The 14958-nt window shown below is 63.6% G+C and carries 13 protein-coding genes; 6 read left to right on the top strand and 7 right to left on the bottom strand.

Annotated features, from left to right (window positions below; all coding sequences use genetic code 11):
• The first annotated feature begins 185 nt into the window (after nucleotides 1-185).
• Complete coding sequence (locus tag NKI61_RS13500; protein ID WP_023685448.1) at nucleotides 186-785, top strand: DUF6456 domain-containing protein; 600 nt, start codon at nucleotides 186-188, stop codon at nucleotides 783-785.
• Nucleotides 786-851: 66 nt separating this feature from the next.
• Here the strand turns inward: NKI61_RS13500 and NKI61_RS13495 are convergent, their stop codons facing one another.
• A complete protein-coding gene (locus NKI61_RS13495) occupies nucleotides 852-1160 on the bottom strand; it encodes a hypothetical protein (RefSeq protein ID WP_023672486.1) in 309 nt (102 codons plus the stop codon).
• Nucleotides 1161-1362: 202 nt separating this feature from the next.
• On the opposite strand from NKI61_RS13495, the gene NKI61_RS13490 reads away from it, so the two are divergent.
• Nucleotides 1363-2247: an NmrA family NAD(P)-binding protein gene (locus NKI61_RS13490; protein WP_023715126.1), complete on the top strand. Its 885-nt coding sequence runs from the start codon at nucleotides 1363-1365 to the stop codon at nucleotides 2245-2247.
• Between the two features lie 336 nt (nucleotides 2248-2583).
• On the opposite strand, the gene NKI61_RS13485 is transcribed toward NKI61_RS13490, so the two are convergent.
• The gene (locus NKI61_RS13485; RefSeq protein WP_352673770.1) at nucleotides 2584-3861 is read right to left on the bottom strand and encodes a DUF763 domain-containing protein; all 1278 of its coding nucleotides are present in this window, start codon (nucleotides 3859-3861) and stop codon (nucleotides 2584-2586) included.
• 242 nt (nucleotides 3862-4103) lie between these two features.
• Between NKI61_RS13485 and NKI61_RS13480 the strand changes: the two genes are divergently transcribed.
• Nucleotides 4104-5096, top strand: a complete 993-nt coding sequence (locus tag NKI61_RS13480; protein WP_352839764.1) for an HNH endonuclease — start codon at nucleotides 4104-4106, stop codon at nucleotides 5094-5096.
• Between the two features lie 49 nt (nucleotides 5097-5145).
• Here NKI61_RS13480 and NKI61_RS13475 read toward each other — a convergent pair whose 3' ends face one another.
• Nucleotides 5146-7101 (bottom strand): acyltransferase family protein, encoded by a 1956-nt coding sequence (locus tag NKI61_RS13475; protein ID WP_352796540.1) that lies wholly within the window; start codon nucleotides 7099-7101, stop codon nucleotides 5146-5148.
• Between the two features lie 461 nt (nucleotides 7102-7562).
• Between NKI61_RS13475 and NKI61_RS13470 the strand changes: the two genes are divergently transcribed.
• Nucleotides 7563-7916: a cupin domain-containing protein gene (locus NKI61_RS13470; protein ID WP_023672492.1), complete on the top strand. Its 354-nt coding sequence runs from the start codon at nucleotides 7563-7565 to the stop codon at nucleotides 7914-7916.
• A gap of 691 nt (nucleotides 7917-8607) precedes the next feature.
• Here NKI61_RS13470 and NKI61_RS13465 read toward each other — a convergent pair.
• The 4 genes from NKI61_RS13465 to NKI61_RS13450 form a co-directional block, all read right to left on the bottom strand.
• Nucleotides 8608-9435, bottom strand: a complete 828-nt coding sequence (locus tag NKI61_RS13465; RefSeq protein WP_023685454.1) for a metal ABC transporter permease — start codon at nucleotides 9433-9435, stop codon at nucleotides 8608-8610.
• Complete coding sequence (locus NKI61_RS13460; RefSeq protein ID WP_023754637.1) at nucleotides 9419-10213, bottom strand: metal ABC transporter ATP-binding protein; 795 nt, start codon at nucleotides 10211-10213, stop codon at nucleotides 9419-9421. Before NKI61_RS13460 ends, NKI61_RS13465 begins: the two co-directional genes overlap by 17 nt.
• Nucleotides 10214-10239: 26 nt before the next feature.
• On the bottom strand, nucleotides 10240-11121 hold the full coding sequence (locus tag NKI61_RS13455) for a metal ABC transporter solute-binding protein, Zn/Mn family (protein ID WP_023754636.1): 882 nt from the start codon (nucleotides 11119-11121) through the stop codon (nucleotides 10240-10242).
• 232 nt (nucleotides 11122-11353) lie between these two features.
• Nucleotides 11354-12415, bottom strand: coding sequence for a maleylacetate reductase (locus NKI61_RS13450; protein WP_352839762.1), 1062 nt, complete (start codon nucleotides 12413-12415; stop codon nucleotides 11354-11356).
• Nucleotides 12416-12724: 309 nt separating this feature from the next.
• Here NKI61_RS13450 and NKI61_RS13445 point away from each other — a divergent pair, with 309 nt between their 5' ends.
• Together NKI61_RS13445 and NKI61_RS13440 are read left to right on the top strand one after the other, a co-directional pair.
• Nucleotides 12725-13609, top strand: a complete 885-nt coding sequence (locus NKI61_RS13445; protein WP_023672497.1) for an AraC family transcriptional regulator — start codon at nucleotides 12725-12727, stop codon at nucleotides 13607-13609.
• A gap of 228 nt (nucleotides 13610-13837) precedes the next feature.
• Complete coding sequence (locus NKI61_RS13440; protein WP_352839761.1) at nucleotides 13838-14902, top strand: ABC transporter substrate-binding protein; 1065 nt, start codon at nucleotides 13838-13840, stop codon at nucleotides 14900-14902.
• The last annotated feature ends 56 nt before the right edge of the window (nucleotides 14903-14958 follow it).

Here is a 14958-nt window from a genome sequence, read left to right as displayed (position 1 = left end):
CCTCAACCCCCACGACGGGGGCGATCGGATATCGCCGCCGATTTCGCCAATTGCCAACGTTGCAGAGGCGCAGGCGCCGAAACTGCCAATCTCCCCCCTCGTGGGGGAGATGCCCGGCAGGGCAGAGGGGGGCGAAGGAACGCCAACCTTCCGGCTCAACAACCCAATCCCACAAGGATCCCCCGATGAGCAAAAAAACCGCGCAGAAACGGCAGCCACCAAAACTCCCCAAAGGCGAAGTCGAGCAGGTGCGCATCCGCCGCGAGATCGGCCATGATTTCGCGCTGAAGGACGATCGCTTCGGCCGCAAGCGGCTGAGCGTCGGCACCGAAGAGGCGCGGCGCGTCTACGAGGTCTCCAATGACGGCTACACCGCGACCGGCGGCATCGTGCGGGTGCGCAATGTCGATCCGCTGGTCGGCATCACCTCACTGACGCGCCAGCAACGCGAGGCCGGCCAACGGTTTCGCGACGATTTTGAGCGCGCCTCGCGTGACGGGCTGCGGCCGATGTCGTGGGAAGAGCGCATTGACGGCGGCCGCATCAATGGCGGCATCCCCGACCGCGTGCTCAACGCCGGCCGCGCCCACACCCATGCCATCGCCGCCATGGCCCACTGGGAAGTGGCGGAGGTGGTTCGCAAAATCTGCCTCGAAGGCCAGTCGGTGAAGGCGCTCGCCGAACGCACCGGCGAGGGACGAGATGTGGTGGTGAAGCTGTTGAAGGTCGGGCTCGACCTTTTGGCCGTGGGTTACGGGATGATGCTGATGCGGAAGCCGCGATAAGGCCGGCAGCCGCGCAGGAAGTGGCCGGCCGGCAGATGCCGGCCGAACCGGTTTCACCCTATCGGATCACCGTTCGCAAACGCGAATTTCCTCGACGATCCTGTGATGATGGCGCCAATGCTTGACCAACTCTATGCGGCAATGGCGATGGTGCCTGTGATACCTGTGGTACCTGAAGCCGTTATCGTAGGCATTATACTGGTAGTAAGGGCGAGGAGCGTAGCGATCGTAATAGTCGCCATAGCTGTCATTGTAGTCATCGTCATAGTAGCCGTTGCCGATGCCGATCACGACGCGCCCGCCGGCATTCGCCGGGGCGATCATCGCCGCCGCCGCAGTGATAGCGATAGCCGAAGCAAGCAGGAGCTTTCTCATAGCTGCCTCCTATTCAAGGTTGCGCTAATATAACTCGCGGGGCACGACCTCGTCCATAATTTTGCAAGATGCGAACGACCCCTGCGCCGTGCATTGCGAGGAAAGTCAGCGTCACCTCCTGTCAGCATCGTCCCCCGATTTTTGAACCCTTCGCCGCCCCAGCCATTAATCCGGCATGAATCAGCAAGGGAAGGACGAGACCATGCATGTCATTCTTGGAGGTACCGGCCATGTCGGCTCGGCGGCGGCAATGGCGCTGTTGCGGCAGGGCGAGGATGTCACGGTGGTGACGCGCGACGAGTCGAAGGCCGCATGGTTGGTTGAACAGGGCGCGGAGGCCGCGGTTGCCGATGTGCTCGATGTCGAGGCGCTGCGTGAAGTCTTGCGGCGCGGCAAGCGGGCGTTTCTGCTCAACCCGCCGGCCGATCCATCGACCGACACCGACGCCGAGGAGCGCAAGACGGTTGGCGCCATTGCGACGGCACTGGAGGGGTCCGGCCTCGAAAAAGTGGTAGCGGAATCGACCTATGGCGCGCAGGCCGGCGAGGGTGTCGGCGATCTCACCGTCCTTTACGGCCTCGAGCAGAAGCTGAAGGCCCAGGCCATTCCGGCAAGCATCAACCGCGCCGCCTATTACATGAGCAACTGGGATCAGGCCCCGGAGACGGCGCGGCGCGACGGCGTCATCACCTCCTTCTTCCCGGCGGATTTCGAGCTGCCGATGGTGGCGCCGCAGGATCTCGGCGAGGCTGCGGCGAGACGTCTGCTGGAGCCGGCGGACAAGACCGGCACGCACTATATCGAGGGTCCTCGGCGCTACTCCGCCGCCGATGTCGCCGCAGCCTTCAGTGCGGCGTTGCGCAAAAACGTGCGCGTGGTCACGGTGCCGCGGGAGCGCTGGACAGAAACCTACGAAAAACTCGGCTTCTCCAAAGCGGCGGCCGAGTCCTATGCCCGCCTGACCGGGGCCACGCTGGACAAGCCGATGCAGCCGGAAAACCCGGAGCGCGGCACGACCAGCCTGGAAAGCTATATTGCCGCGCTCGTCGAGGGCCGGCCGGAAGACCTGTTGAAGGGTGCCGCGTAAAAGTTAATATTGTAAGACAGTGGCTTAGAGAGGTTTTGTGAATCAAACTTGAAACTGGCGAGTCGCTGAACGAGCCATTACTTTCAGGCGCCGCGCCGCCCCTCATCTGGCTGCCGCCATCTTCTCCCCGTAAACGGGGAGAAGGGGCTGGCCGCGACGGCGGCGCTTTTCCTGCAACGTTGGCGATTGGCGAAAGCATCGAAGACAGCATATTTCTCCCGTCACTATACGGGGAGTTGAGGAATGGTCCGCAAAGCGGACGAAAAGCCAACTGCTTCGCTTTTCGAATGACGAACGCCCGGCAGGGAAATGAGGGGCGGCGCGAACCGGCCGCCATCAAGCGCCTTTCTTGATCGTCCTCAACGGCTCTTCTTCCGCCGCCGTCTCGCACCCAAACACACTGCGCCCGCCAAGCAGGTGCGACTGGTCGAACTCGCCGGCGACGATCTCCTTAAGGCTCGGCCCGGTGACGTAGCGCTCCAGCCGCCGCGCTTCGCCATCCAGCCGCTTCAGCGCGCCAAGCTCTTCCTCGCGGCCGAGCTTTGCCTTGCCGACGGCCGATTTCAGCACCGCGATCGTCTCGTCATAGACTTTCAGCGGCACCGGGAAGGGGTGGCGGTCCTTGCCGCCATGGGCGAGCGAGAAGCGCGCCGGATCGGAGAAGCGGCAAGGCGCGCCATGCACCACTTCCGCCACCATGGCCAGCGCCCTCACTGTGCGCGCGCCGACGCCGGGCACCAGCAGCAGTTCGGGAAAATCGGCCGGCCCGCTTTCTATTGCCGCGGAAATGTTGCCGTGCAGCCGGTGCATGACGATGTCGCTCTCGCGCACGTCGTGATGCGCCGGCATCACCAGATTGGGCAGCATCGGCTGCGCGGATGATTTCGCAGGCGCTGCTTTCGACGGCGGCTCCAGCACCGCTAGCTCGTCAAGGATCCGCTCCGGGCTCATGGTCTTCAACAGGTCGAGCTGTCCGGTCCGCGATGGCTCGGCGCGATGATCGGTCAGGTTGACGATCTCGCCCTGCCGCTCGCCCTCGATCGCCGCATGCGGCTGGTCGACGAAACTGGTCAGCCCTTCCGACAGCCAGTGGTAGCGGCGCGCCTGCCTGCTGTCGCCGTTCATGCCTTGCTGCACCACCACCCAGCGGCTGTCGTCGGTGACGATGAAGCCGTGCAGATAGAGGTCGAAACCGTCCTGCACGGCGGCACTGTCGACCTTGGCGACCAGGCGGCTGGCGGTCGCAAGGGCCGCGCCATCGATGCCGACGCGCTCGCCGATCGCCGCCAGCTCCTGCGGCGTCTTGCGTGAATGCGCGCCGCGCCCGCCGCAGACATGGATGCCGAGCTCGCGCGACATCGGATTGAGCCCGCGCTTCAGCGCGCCGACGACCGAAGTGGTGATGCCCGAGGAGTGCCAGTCCATGCCCATGACGGCGCCGAAAGACTGGAACCAGAACGGATGCGCCAGCCGCCGCAACAGCTCGTCGCGGCCATAATGATGGATGATCGCCTCGCACAGCACCGCGCCCAGCCGCGTCATGCGGTCACCCAGCCATTTCGGAACCCGCCCGCCATGCAGCGGCAAGTCCGCACTGCCGCTTCGCTGCGTCAAGTGAATGCTCCGTGGCTAAGGCGCACCGGCGGTGCGCCTGTGATCTAGATGGCATTTGGGGGGCGATTTGCAAGCGGGGTGGGGGCGGCGACTATCGTCGCCCTACGCTCTTCTTGGCGTCTCGCCGAAAGATGCAGTTACGCCGCCTGTCGCACCTGGCAATAAGGTCGGCTCCCTGCTTGTAGGCGAGACAGGTCTCGAATAGAGCTTACCCCCGACGGCAACTATTAAAATCAAAAACGATGTCGCAATTCTGGTGGGTAAATCACAGTCAGACCGCCCGCCAAGAGATCGACGGGCAATATCTCTGGTCGCCCAAAACTCAGAAGAATGGGGCACGCAGCGAGTTCTACAAAAATATGCGTCGGGCGACACCTGGTGACCTCGTGTTGTCTTTTTTCGGTCAAGCCGTGCGCTATATTGGTCGGGTAGCGGAGTTTGCATTCACAGCACCGAAACCACCGGAGTTCAAGAACACTGGAGCCAATTGGAACGAGGAAGGTTGGCTTCTCCCGGTGTATTGGGCGCCGCTCCTGCCGACGGTGTGCCCGTCGGACATAATTGGCGAATTGGGTCCGCTTCTGCCTGCCCGATACTCGCCCATCGACCCAAACTCCGGATCAGGCCGTCAAAACGCCTATCTCGCGAGCGTATCGCAAGAGGTGTTTCACACAATTGTCGCGGGTACAGCTTTCGACCGCGAAGCTTTGAGGCGTGGTGGCGCAAACAGTCTCACTTTCGAAGTCGTCAATGAAATTTTAGAGGACGTCGTTGAGCGCCGTATCCGAGACGACCTCCAACTCGAGGACACTGTAAAGACGAGCGTCATTCAAGCTCGTCGCGGCCAAGGTAAATTTCGTTCCAATGTCGAAGCCATGGAGCGCTCGTGCCGACTCACAGGGGTCACCAATCCCTCGTTGCTGATTGCAAGCCACATCAAACCTTGGCGCCTATGCGCTTCCGCGCAGGAGCGCTTGGACGGCATGAACGGGCTGCTCCTCACGCCTGATGCCGACCACCTCTTTGACCGTGGCTTCATCAGTTTTGAAGATAGCGGGCAGGTCCTCATATCCCAGCGCGTCGACAAGACTGATTTGCGGCGGCTCGGATTCGAGCAATTGGTGATGCAGAGTTTCGGCTTTGCCGAAGCCCCCGCCGTCTGGCGCACTAGCACCTTCACCCCGCCGCAGCAGGCTTACCTCGCTCACCATCGAGAGGATGTGTTTGTGGCATAGCTCGCATCAACTGAGCGTCAGCCGTCAGGTCCCCCTACCTCGCCGCCCCCTAAAACACCGCCTTCTCCAAGAGCGGCTCCAGTGATTCAGCAAATGGCGTCGCCAGGTGGTGCCGGTCGCGGAAGGCGAGTTGGCCGTTGATGAACACGTGGCAGGTTTGGGCGTCGCAGAACTGGCTGGTCAGGTCGACATAGGTGGCGCCGGGCACGCTGCGCACGACGTCGCGCTCGGCCGCGGCGATGTCGTCGTTCGCCGCCGCGTCCCTCGGCGTGTCGCAGACTTCAGGCACCTGCCCGCGCCACAGCGCCCGCGCCACGCATTTGTCGGCATAGCTTCCATTGTAGGGAACGTCCCGGATTACCGCGACCTTGATCCCGGCCCCGCTGAATGCCGCCAGCGTCCAGCGCAGGCCGGTCTTCCACTCCTCGTTCCAATCGGCGTGCTTCAGTTCCTCGGGCGATTCCTTCATCACATTGCCGATCGAAAATTCCGAGATCACCACCATGTGCGGGTGCAACGCGATAATGTCCTTGACCGATTGCTCCCGCCACTGGTCGCATTCGGTGTAGTCGCGCTTCAGCCGCCAGTTCCAGGTCGTCACCCGCGAGGCACGGCAGGACGATTTGAGATAGGTGACGAGGCGATAGTTGTTCTTGGCCGCCGCCTCGATCAGCGGCGTCGACCAGTGGTCGGCATGCGAATCGCCGAAAAGCGCAATCGAGCGCCCGGCGTCCTTGTTTCCGAACACGCAGGCCTTCGGCGGCACTGTCTCGAAGGAGAGAATACAGCCGGCCGCGCGCGCCGTGGAAGGCTGCGCGGCGCTGGCGGCAATGCTGCGCTGCGCAGGATCGAGATCGTGGACGGCGAGCCTGGCATTGGCATAAGCGGCGACGACGCCGGTACCGGTCAGGAGGAGGGCCGGCACCAGCGCCCGCGCCGCACTGGCCATCAGCCAGCCATTGCGGCGGATCGGGTTTTCGATGACATGGTAGGTGAAGACCGACAGCGCCAGCGTCAGCGCCAGGCAGCCGAGCCGCTGCAGCGGCGAAAGCTCGGGCGTCAGCATCGTGGCATAGACGATCACCGGCCAGTGCCAGAGATAGAGCGAGTAGGAGAGCTTGCCGATCCATTGCAGGGGCGGCAGCGCCAGTGCCTCGATCGGGCTTTTCTTAGCGCTCTCCTGCTGCGCGTGCGCCGCTCCCGCCAGCAGCAACAGCACGGTGCCGGCCACCGGCACTAGGGCGAGGAAACCCGGGAAGGGCGTTTCGTCGCTGAAGGAAAGATAGGCGCTGGCAATCAGCGCCAGGCCGAGCCACGCCAGCGGCGTGGCGAGCCGCGGGCGGTTTTGCCAGACTTGCTGCGGCACCATGCTGGCCAGCCCGCCGGCGGCGAACTCCCAGGCGCGTAGCGGCGAGAAATAGAAGGCCCAGGGCTGCGAGACCGTGGTGAGCCACGCGCAGACGGCGAACGAGACGAGGCCGGCAATGCCGATCACCAGGATCGCGCCGCGCTTGCCGGGGCGCAGCCATGCCGCCAGCACAAGCAGCGCCGGCCAGGCGACATAGAACTGCTCCTCCACCGACAGCGACCAGAAATGGACAAACGGGTTGCTGGCCGCATCGGCGGCGAAATAATCGAACGACCAGCGGATCAGCCACAGATTGATCATGTAGGCCGAGGCGAACATGGCGCCCCTCGAATAGAGCGATTGTTCCTCCGGCGACAGGATGAAGGCGCCGGCCACCAGCGTGGCGAGGATGACGAACAGCGACGCCGGCAACAGCCGCCGGGCGCGCCTGGCGTAGAAGCGCCACAGGTTCAGCCGCCCGGTCTCGGTGATTTCGGCAAGCAGGTGTTTTGTGATCAGATAGCCCGAGATGACGAAGAAGATGTCGACGCCGGTGAAGCCGCCGGGCAGGCCGGTGAAGCCGAAATGGAAGGCGATCACGCCTGCCACCGCCAAGGCGCGCAGTCCTTCGATATCGGGCCGGAACGATGCTGACACGATTTGCCACCTCGTGCTGGTGCATGACCCCGCCTCGGCGAGTAACGATCGCGCCGGGATCATACGTGCGGCAGCTTTGCGCCCAACGGGACACGGCGCTGCAACCGTTGACAGTCGGACCAAGACTCCGCCCTATGGGTCGATATCGCAATGCAACAAATCTAACGCAGTGCAACATTGGAGGAGGCGACGCCGCTGATCTCCCCCCTTGTGGGGGAGATGGCCGGCAGGCCAGAGGGGGTCGGTTCGACCGGACTCGGCCCAATCCTGCAAGTGAAGGCAGGCGCTCCACGCGCGGCGACCCCCTCTGTCGCCTTCGGTGACCTCTCCCCTTCGATGGGGGAGATTAGCTCCCCGCCTCCTTCGCCAAATCTCCGACATCCGGGGTCGGCCCTTGCGTTGCTCCCGTCACACGCATCGGCTATCCAACCGGCAGCCATGCAATTCAAACGGAGCCTCCCATGACCAACACCACCATTTTCAAATTCGGCGCTGTCGAGCATGCCGAGGGCGGCGACTTGCCGGGCTGGATCGTTGTGGCGGGCCGGCCGACCATGCAGACCGCCGTGCAGCACACCACCGCCGATGGCAAGGTGCTGTCGGGCACCTGGCGGGCCTCGCCCGGCACTTATCACGCCACCTACACCGACTATGAGTTCGTGCACATGATCGCCGGCCGCATCATCATCACGCCCGATGGCGGCACGCCGGTCGAGGTCGGTCCGGGCGATGCGTTCGTGGTCGAAGCCGATTTCAAGGGCACCTGGCAGATCATCGAGCCGGTAACCAAGCACTTCGTCGTCAAGCTTGCTTGATCGCGTCGTCAAGAGTGTCTGATCGGTGCCGATACACCTCGGCCGGCGCGGCTCATCGCCAGCGTCCCCCTCGCCCAGCAGGGGAAGGGGGACGTAGCGAAGCGAGTATCGGTTAAGAGGGCGTCACCTCGTTCGCTTCGAACCGATGCGGATCGAAAAGCTGAGACGAGGCGTTCTGCGGAGCCTGGTCGAGAGAACGCAGGCAGGACTGCTGCCGGGTCGCCGGCGCGTCAGCCAAGAGCGAGCGGCGCACTTCGAGAGTGCATGCCGCCCGTCCGGCGCCGGGCCGTCAATGCTGTTGTTACGAAACCCCCCAGCCCCGTCTCAACCGCCACGGCCATGGCGTGACCCATGGCTTGCTATACGCATGCAGCACCGCGGTCTGTCAACGCCGCCCGCAATGGCCGCGGGAGGTCCCTTTTGCGCCTCCCGGCCCGCTTTCCAGCCGGCCTCGCGCAAGCCATTCGCCGCTGCAAAATGCGCTTGAAATGGCGGTTTTCCGGGTGTTCCGGCCGCTCCGGAGCGGCCCTTTGGCGCGACAGAGGTCGCGATCTAGGCGATTGGATGAATTTGTCTTTCGCGGCTGAAACGTTTCAGGAGCCGGTTTGTAGACCTGACTTTTTTTGGGTGTATTTCCCTCACGTCAGTTTTGCACCTCAGCCGGTCCGATCGACCTGCCGGAGGGCAAGCCTCAGGGGCCGGCGTCGGCGCTCTGAGTCTCTCGGACGGACGGGCGCCGGACCATGCCGCTGACGACATAGGCCGCCGCGCCCAGCGCCGTGATCCAGAAGCTCGTCGGCCAGTCGGTCAGGAAGGCGAGCGTCAGGCTGATCCAGGCGATGATCACGGCAAGCGCGATGGACGTCAGCACGCCGGCTCCGACGCCGCTGGTAAGCCTGAGGGCGGTGGCTGCAGGCGCCACCATCAGCGCGAAGACGAGCAACACGCCGACGATCTGCACCGCCTCGGACGTGGCGACGGCGACCAGCACCATGAACAGGGTCGAGACAAGAGTGAGCGGCACGCCGCGCGCTTCGGCGAGTTCCGGCTGCAGGCTGGCGAACAGCAGCGGCCGCGCTATCAGCAAAAGCGCGACAAGGATCGCCACCGCCAGCACCGCAAGCACGATCACGGTGCGCAGGCTGATGCCCAGCACATTGCCGAACAGCACGTTGGTCGCCTGCGAGGCGAAGGCGGTGTAGAAATGCAGAAACAGCAAGCCCAGGCCGAGCGACAGCGTCAAGACGATGCCGATGGCGACGTCGCGATGCGCGCGCTCGCCAAGCAGGCCGATGCCGATGCCGGCGGCGACGGTAAACACCGTGAGGCCGAGAAACGGCGACAGCCCGATCAGGCCGGCGCCCGTGGCGCCGGGAAAGCCGACATGGGAGAGCGCATGACCGGCGAAGGTCTGGCCCCGGAGCACGAGGAAATAGCCGACCGCGCCCGAAACGATGCCGACGATGGTGCAGGCATAGAAGGCGTTGCGCATGAATTCATAGTCAAAGATCGTGGACATGCGCCCCGCTCTCCAGTTCGACATCGTCGGCCATGACGAAGATGCGGCCGGCAACCCGCACCACATTGATATGCGTGCCGTAGAGTTTCGACAGCACCGGCCCGCTGATGACCTCGTCGACGGAGCCGATCGCCGCCTTGCGGTTGCCGAGATAGAGCACGCGGTCGACGGCGCGCAGCAGCGGGTTGATCTCGTGCGAGCAGAACAGCACGGCAATGCCGAGCCGTTCGCCGATCTGATGCACCAGGTCGATGATCGCGCGCTGATGGCCCGCATCAAGACTGATCAGCGGCTCGTCGAGCAAAAGCAGTTGCGGATTGCCGATCAAGGATTGCGCGATCAGGATGCGCTGGCGCTCGCCACCGGAAAGCTCGCCCAGCGGCCGCCGCGCAAGGTCGCCGGCGCCCACCTCTTCAAGAGCCTTCCACGCCGCCTCCTTCTCGGCAGCCGATGCGACGGGCCAGCCCCAGCGATGCCCGCCGGCGGCACTCAGCACGAAGTCGAGGCCGCTGACGCCGACATCGCCAAGCGCGCGCCGCGCCTGCGGCATATAGCCGATGTCGGCGTTGCCGCGCGTGGGCGATTTGCCAAGCACCGAAATGGCGCCGCCGGCCGGTTTGATCAGGCCGAGAATGGCGCGCAGCATCGTCGTCTTGCCGGCGCCATTGGCGCCGAGCAGGCCGACAAAGGCGCCTTGCGGTAGAGAAAAGGAGACGTCGGATAAAACCCGGCGTCCCCCATAGGTCAGCGTGACCCTGTCGAATTCGATTGCGTTCATTTAGTCACATTCATTCGCAGTCACGTTCATTGTGTGCGGGCGGCGAGCGCCTTCTGGACCGCGTCGATCTGGCCGCGGAACCAGGTCTGGATCGTCTGGCCCGCCGGTTCCGTCTCGGTGACGCCGATGACAGTGACCTTATTCTGCCTGGCGATGTCGAGCAGCCTTGTCGTTGCCTCGTCGGTCACCTGCGAATTGTAGAACAGGATCTTGGCCGAGCCGTCCTTCAGGCTGTTTTCGAACGCCGCCACCTGCGTGGCGCTCGGCTCCGCATCGTTCATCAAAGCCACCTGGAAATCGTAGTTCAGCATTTTCAGGCCGAGCGCTTCCGCCATGTAGCCGAAGACCGGCTCGGTAGCCGTCACCTCGGTGCCGCCATAGGTGTTCTTGACGTCGGCGATTTCCTTGTCAATGGCCTCGAGCGAGGTCTGGAATGCCTTGAGATTGGCCTCGTAATGCGCTGCATTGGCCGGATCGCGTTTGGCAAGATCGGCGCTCAGCGCCTTGGCGATGGCCGGCAGCGTCGCCGGGTCGTACCACAGATGCGGGTTGTCGCCCGACTTCTTGCCGATCAGGTCGGCGGCGACGATGGTCGTGCGATCCTTGGCTGTCGAGGCCGACAGCAGCTTGTCCATCCACGGATCGTAGTCGGCGCCGTTGTAGATGACGATCTTGGCGTCGGCGATGGTGCGCGCCGTCGACGGGCTGGTCTCGAACAGATGCGGATCGTCATCGGGATTGGCCAGGATGCTGGTGACGGCGACGTTGCTGCCGCCGATCTGGCGGGCAAGGTCGCCATAGAAATTCTCGGCCGCCACGATGGTCAGCTTGTCTTCGGCGCGGGCAGCCGTGCCGGTCAAAAGCGGCACCGCGACGAGCAGCGCGGCGAGAAAGGGAATGCGACGCATCCGTGGTCTCCTTGCAGTCTGAAAGGTATGTCGCCGGAGAGGCGGGCTGTGTAACTGTATAACGGTTACAATATAACGTTTGCTTCGAAAATACGGTTGATGTCAATGGGCTTTTCGAGCCGCGCAGTTTTTCACGCGCACAAAAGCGTGAGCGGCCTGCGCCCATCAGGCGGAGCCACTCGTGGCGGTATCCTGATGAATTCGCGGCGGGTAAGTTCCTTGCTTGTTGCCGTCAGTTTTGCGGGCGCCTTCCCTCCCACGCGTCCTGCAACAGGGCGCGGATTGCGGCGCGGTCGAAAGGCCGCGGATTCCAGTATGGGTTCCTGGTCGCAATCTCAGCGGCGCGGTCGAGATCGGCCTGCTTGAGGCCGAGTTCTTTCAATGTAAGGGGCGCGCCGACCGCCTTGGCGAAATCCTGGAGACCGCTACCGGCGCTGCCGCCAAACAAGTCGGCGACCGGCTTCAACAAGTCGGGCACCGCGACGGCGTTGAAGCCGATCGTGTGCGGCAACATCACCGCATGCGTCTCGGCATGCGGCATGTCGAAAGAGCCGCCGAGCGTATGACAGATCTTGTGATGCAGCGCCATGCCGACGGCGCCGAGCACCGTACCGCACAGCCAGGCGCCGTAAAGCGCATCGCCGCGTGCATCGATATTTCCAGGCTCCTTGGTCAACACCGGCAGCGCCGCCGTCATGGCGTGCAATCCTTCTTTCGCCATCAGGGTGGAAATCGGATTGCGATCCTGCGCGTAAAGCGCTTCGGCCGCGTGCGCCATGGCGTTGAGTCCTGACGCGACGCTCATCGCTATCGGCAGGCCGACGGTCAGCTCTGGATCGTAGATCACCACTTCCGGCAGGATCCTTGCGTCACGCATTGTGGTTTTTTCGCCGTTCTCGGTCTGACCGAGGATCGGCGTCACCTCCGAGCCGGCATAGGTGGTCGGGATGACGATCTGCGGCAGGTCGGTGCGCCAGGCGATCGCCTTGCCGAGACCGGTGGTCGAGCCGCCGCCAAGCGCGACAACGCAGTCAGCCTTGACCTCGGTTGCCTTGGCCATTGCCGTTTGGGTTACCTCGACCGGCGTGTGCATGGCGGCGCCCGAAAAGATGCCGGCCGCCAGCGCGCCGAGGGACTTGGCAAGCGCCTCGCCGTCGGCAGCCCGATGCGGCGTCGACAGCACCAGCGCGCGCTTGCAGCCGAGTTTTTCGATCCAGGTGCCCACCTCGGACGACGCGCCATTGCCGAAGACAATATGCGCAGGGCTGCCGGAGTAGGTGAACGTCCTTGTCATGCCGATCCGCTCCCTTTGCATATTGTCACTGTGACGGAGCCGAAATCGAGCGACCAGCTCTCGCCGCCGGCGACATCGTTTGCGTCGTCACCGTCTCGCAAGCGGGGCCTGATCTCTCCCGCGTACTCGCAAACGTATCGCCTTGACCACAAAAACGTCAAAAAAGTATCAGTGAGGTGGACACACCGTGGTGGCGGCTGCATGAATTGCCGCCTAAGCTTCGATCACTGCAGAGAGCGGCAAACGCGGCCTGCGGGAGATGGCACTGCAACTGGTCGCATGACCGGACCGGCGCCGGGAGGAACTGACATGAATCCGGACTTGGAAGTCGTCCAGATCAGACGCGGCGAGTCGTTCAAGGCCTGGGCCCACGGCTACCCCTTCCACACGGTGCGCTGGCACTTCCACCCCGAATACGAAATCCATCACGTCGTCGCCACCACGGGCCATTATTTCGTCGGTGACTTCATCGGCGAGTTCGAGCCCGGCAACCTCGTGCTCACCGGCCCGAACCTGCCGCACAACTGGGTCAGCGACGTGCCGGCAGGCGCCAGCGTGCCGCTGCGCGGCCGCGTCGTGCAGTTCTCGCAAGAGTTCATTGCCGACGCCACCGCCGCGTTGCCGGAACTTGCCGGTTGTGAAAACATTCTCGAGCTCAGCCGCCGCGGCGCGCTGTTCTCCACCGCTACCGCCAAGCTCGCCGCACCTGTGCTGGCCGAACTGGTCGAAGCGCAAGGCGTTCGCCGCATCGCTTTGTTCATGGAACTGATCGATATTCTGAGCCGCGCCGCCGATGTGCGGACGCTCACCAGCGCCAGCTATCTGCCAGATCCCTCAGGCTTCATGTCGGCCGGCGTCAACAAGGCGCTTGCCTATATCAACGCCAACCTGACCGAGCCGTTCAGCGAAAGCGATCTGGCGGCGATCGCCGGCCGCAGCCCGAGCGCGTTTTCGCGCAGCTTCCGCCGCCATACCGGCATGGCGCTGGTGCAGTATGTCAACCGGTTGCGCATCAACCTCGCCTGCCAACTGCTGATGAGCGAGGCCGACATGCCGATCACCGAGATCTGCTATGCCGCCGGCTACAACAACATCTCGAATTTCAACCGCCAGTTCCTGACCCAGAAAGGCATGTCGCCTTCGCGCTTCAGGGCCCTGCTGGCGGAAAACATCAGCGCGGAGATTGCCGCCTAACAGGGAGGACCGGGAGGAGCCTAGACATTTACTGAGGTAAGAACGCGGGGTGCGTTGGAGGCGCCCCGTGCTGGAGATCGCTTGTCCCGAAATCCAGGGATATCAAGGGGATGCGCAGCACGGATCAAGTGCTCCGTTGTTCCTCGCAACAGCCGACTGCAGTCAAGGCCCGGCGCCATGTGGTGTCCAGGGCTTCATGAAACCATTCCTTGAAACGGAGCTATCAAAATGACCAGATTTGCCTGGAAATCGACGGGAGCCATTGCGCTCACTCTGTCTCTTCTTGGCGGCACCGCTGCCTTTGCCGCCCCGGTTACCGACGCCACGGTCGCCTTCTTGATGCCCGACCAGGCCTCGACGCGCTACGAGCAGCACGACTATCCCGGCTTCGTCGCCGAGATGAAAAAACTCTGCCCCGGCTGCAAGGTGATCTACCAGAACGCCGATGCCGACGCCTCGCGCCAGCAGCAGCAGTTCAACTCGGTAATCACGCAGGGCGCCAAGGCGATCGTGCTTGACCCTGTCGACTCGACCGCCGCCGCCTCGCTGGTCAAGCTGGCGCAGAGCCAGGGCGTCAAGGTCATCGCCTATGATCGCCCGATCCCGACTGCACCTGCCGACTTCTACGTCTCGTTCAACAATGAAGGCATCGGCAAGGCCATTGCCGACTCGCTCGTCGAACACCTCAAGGCGCTGAAGGTCGACCCGGCCAGCGGCGGCCTGCTGCAGATCAACGGATCGCCGACCGACGCGGCCGCAGGGCTGATCAAGAAGGGCATCCATTCCAGCCTCGACAACAGCGGCTACAAGATCCTTGCCGAATACGACACGCCGGAATGGGCGCCGCCGAAGGCGCAGCAATGGGCAAGCGGCCAGATCACCCGCTTCTCCACGCAGATCGTCGGCGTCGTTGCGGCCAATGACGGCACCGGTGGTGGCGCCATCGCCGCTTTCAAGGCCGCCGGTGTCGATCCGGTGCCGCCGGTGACCGGCAACGACGCGACGATCGCCGCGCTGCAGCTGATCATCGCCGGCGATCAGTACAACACCATCTCCAAGCCGAGCGAGATCGTTGCGGCGGCTGCCGCCAACGTCGCCGTCCAGCTTCTGTCGGGCGAGACGCCGAAGGCCGAAATGACCCTCTACGACACTCCTTCGCAGCTGTTCACGCCGGCGGTGGTGACGCAGGAAAACCTAAAGGCCGAGATCATCGACAAGAAGATCAACACCGCCGAAGAGCTTTGCGTCGACCGCTACGCCGAAGGTTGCAAGAAGCTCGGCATTACAAAGTGACAATGCAGGTCGCCCAAAAGTGCGCAGCGGTTTTGGGATAACGACATGCATAAAAG

Source organism: Mesorhizobium sp. M0514, assembly GCF_040321145.1.
In the GTDB taxonomy this organism is placed as follows: Bacteria; Pseudomonadota; Alphaproteobacteria; order Rhizobiales; family Rhizobiaceae; genus Mesorhizobium.
The sequence above is the reverse complement of the archived record's forward strand: the minus strand, read 5'-3'. Positions and strand labels throughout refer to the sequence as shown.

Bases quoted from the DNA above. Each gene is read 5' to 3' on its own strand.
- NKI61_RS13480 (WP_352839764.1), top strand. From the start codon at position 4,104: ATGTCGCAATTCTGGTGGGTAAATCACAGTCAGACCGCCCGCCAAGAG.
- NKI61_RS13440 (WP_352839761.1), top strand. From the start codon at position 13,838: ATGACCAGATTTGCCTGGAAATCGACGGGAGCCATTGCGCTCACTCTG.
- NKI61_RS13500 (WP_023685448.1), top strand. From the start codon at position 186: ATGAGCAAAAAAACCGCGCAGAAACGGCAGCCACCAAAACTCCCCAAA.
- NKI61_RS13455 (WP_023754636.1), bottom strand. From the start codon at position 11,121: ATGCGTCGCATTCCCTTTCTCGCCGCGCTGCTCGTCGCGGTGCCGCTT.
- NKI61_RS13495 (WP_023672486.1), bottom strand. From the start codon at position 1,160: ATGAGAAAGCTCCTGCTTGCTTCGGCTATCGCTATCACTGCGGCGGCG.
- NKI61_RS13460 (WP_023754637.1), bottom strand. From the start codon at position 10,213: ATGAACGCAATCGAATTCGACAGGGTCACGCTGACCTATGGGGGACGC.
- NKI61_RS13470 (WP_023672492.1), top strand. From the start codon at position 7,563: ATGACCAACACCACCATTTTCAAATTCGGCGCTGTCGAGCATGCCGAG.
- NKI61_RS13490 (WP_023715126.1), top strand. From the start codon at position 1,363: ATGCATGTCATTCTTGGAGGTACCGGCCATGTCGGCTCGGCGGCGGCA.
- NKI61_RS13465 (WP_023685454.1), bottom strand. From the start codon at position 9,435: ATGTCCACGATCTTTGACTATGAATTCATGCGCAACGCCTTCTATGCC.
- NKI61_RS13445 (WP_023672497.1), top strand. From the start codon at position 12,725: ATGAATCCGGACTTGGAAGTCGTCCAGATCAGACGCGGCGAGTCGTTC.
- NKI61_RS13450 (WP_352839762.1), bottom strand. From the start codon at position 12,415: ATGACAAGGACGTTCACCTACTCCGGCAGCCCTGCGCATATTGTCTTC.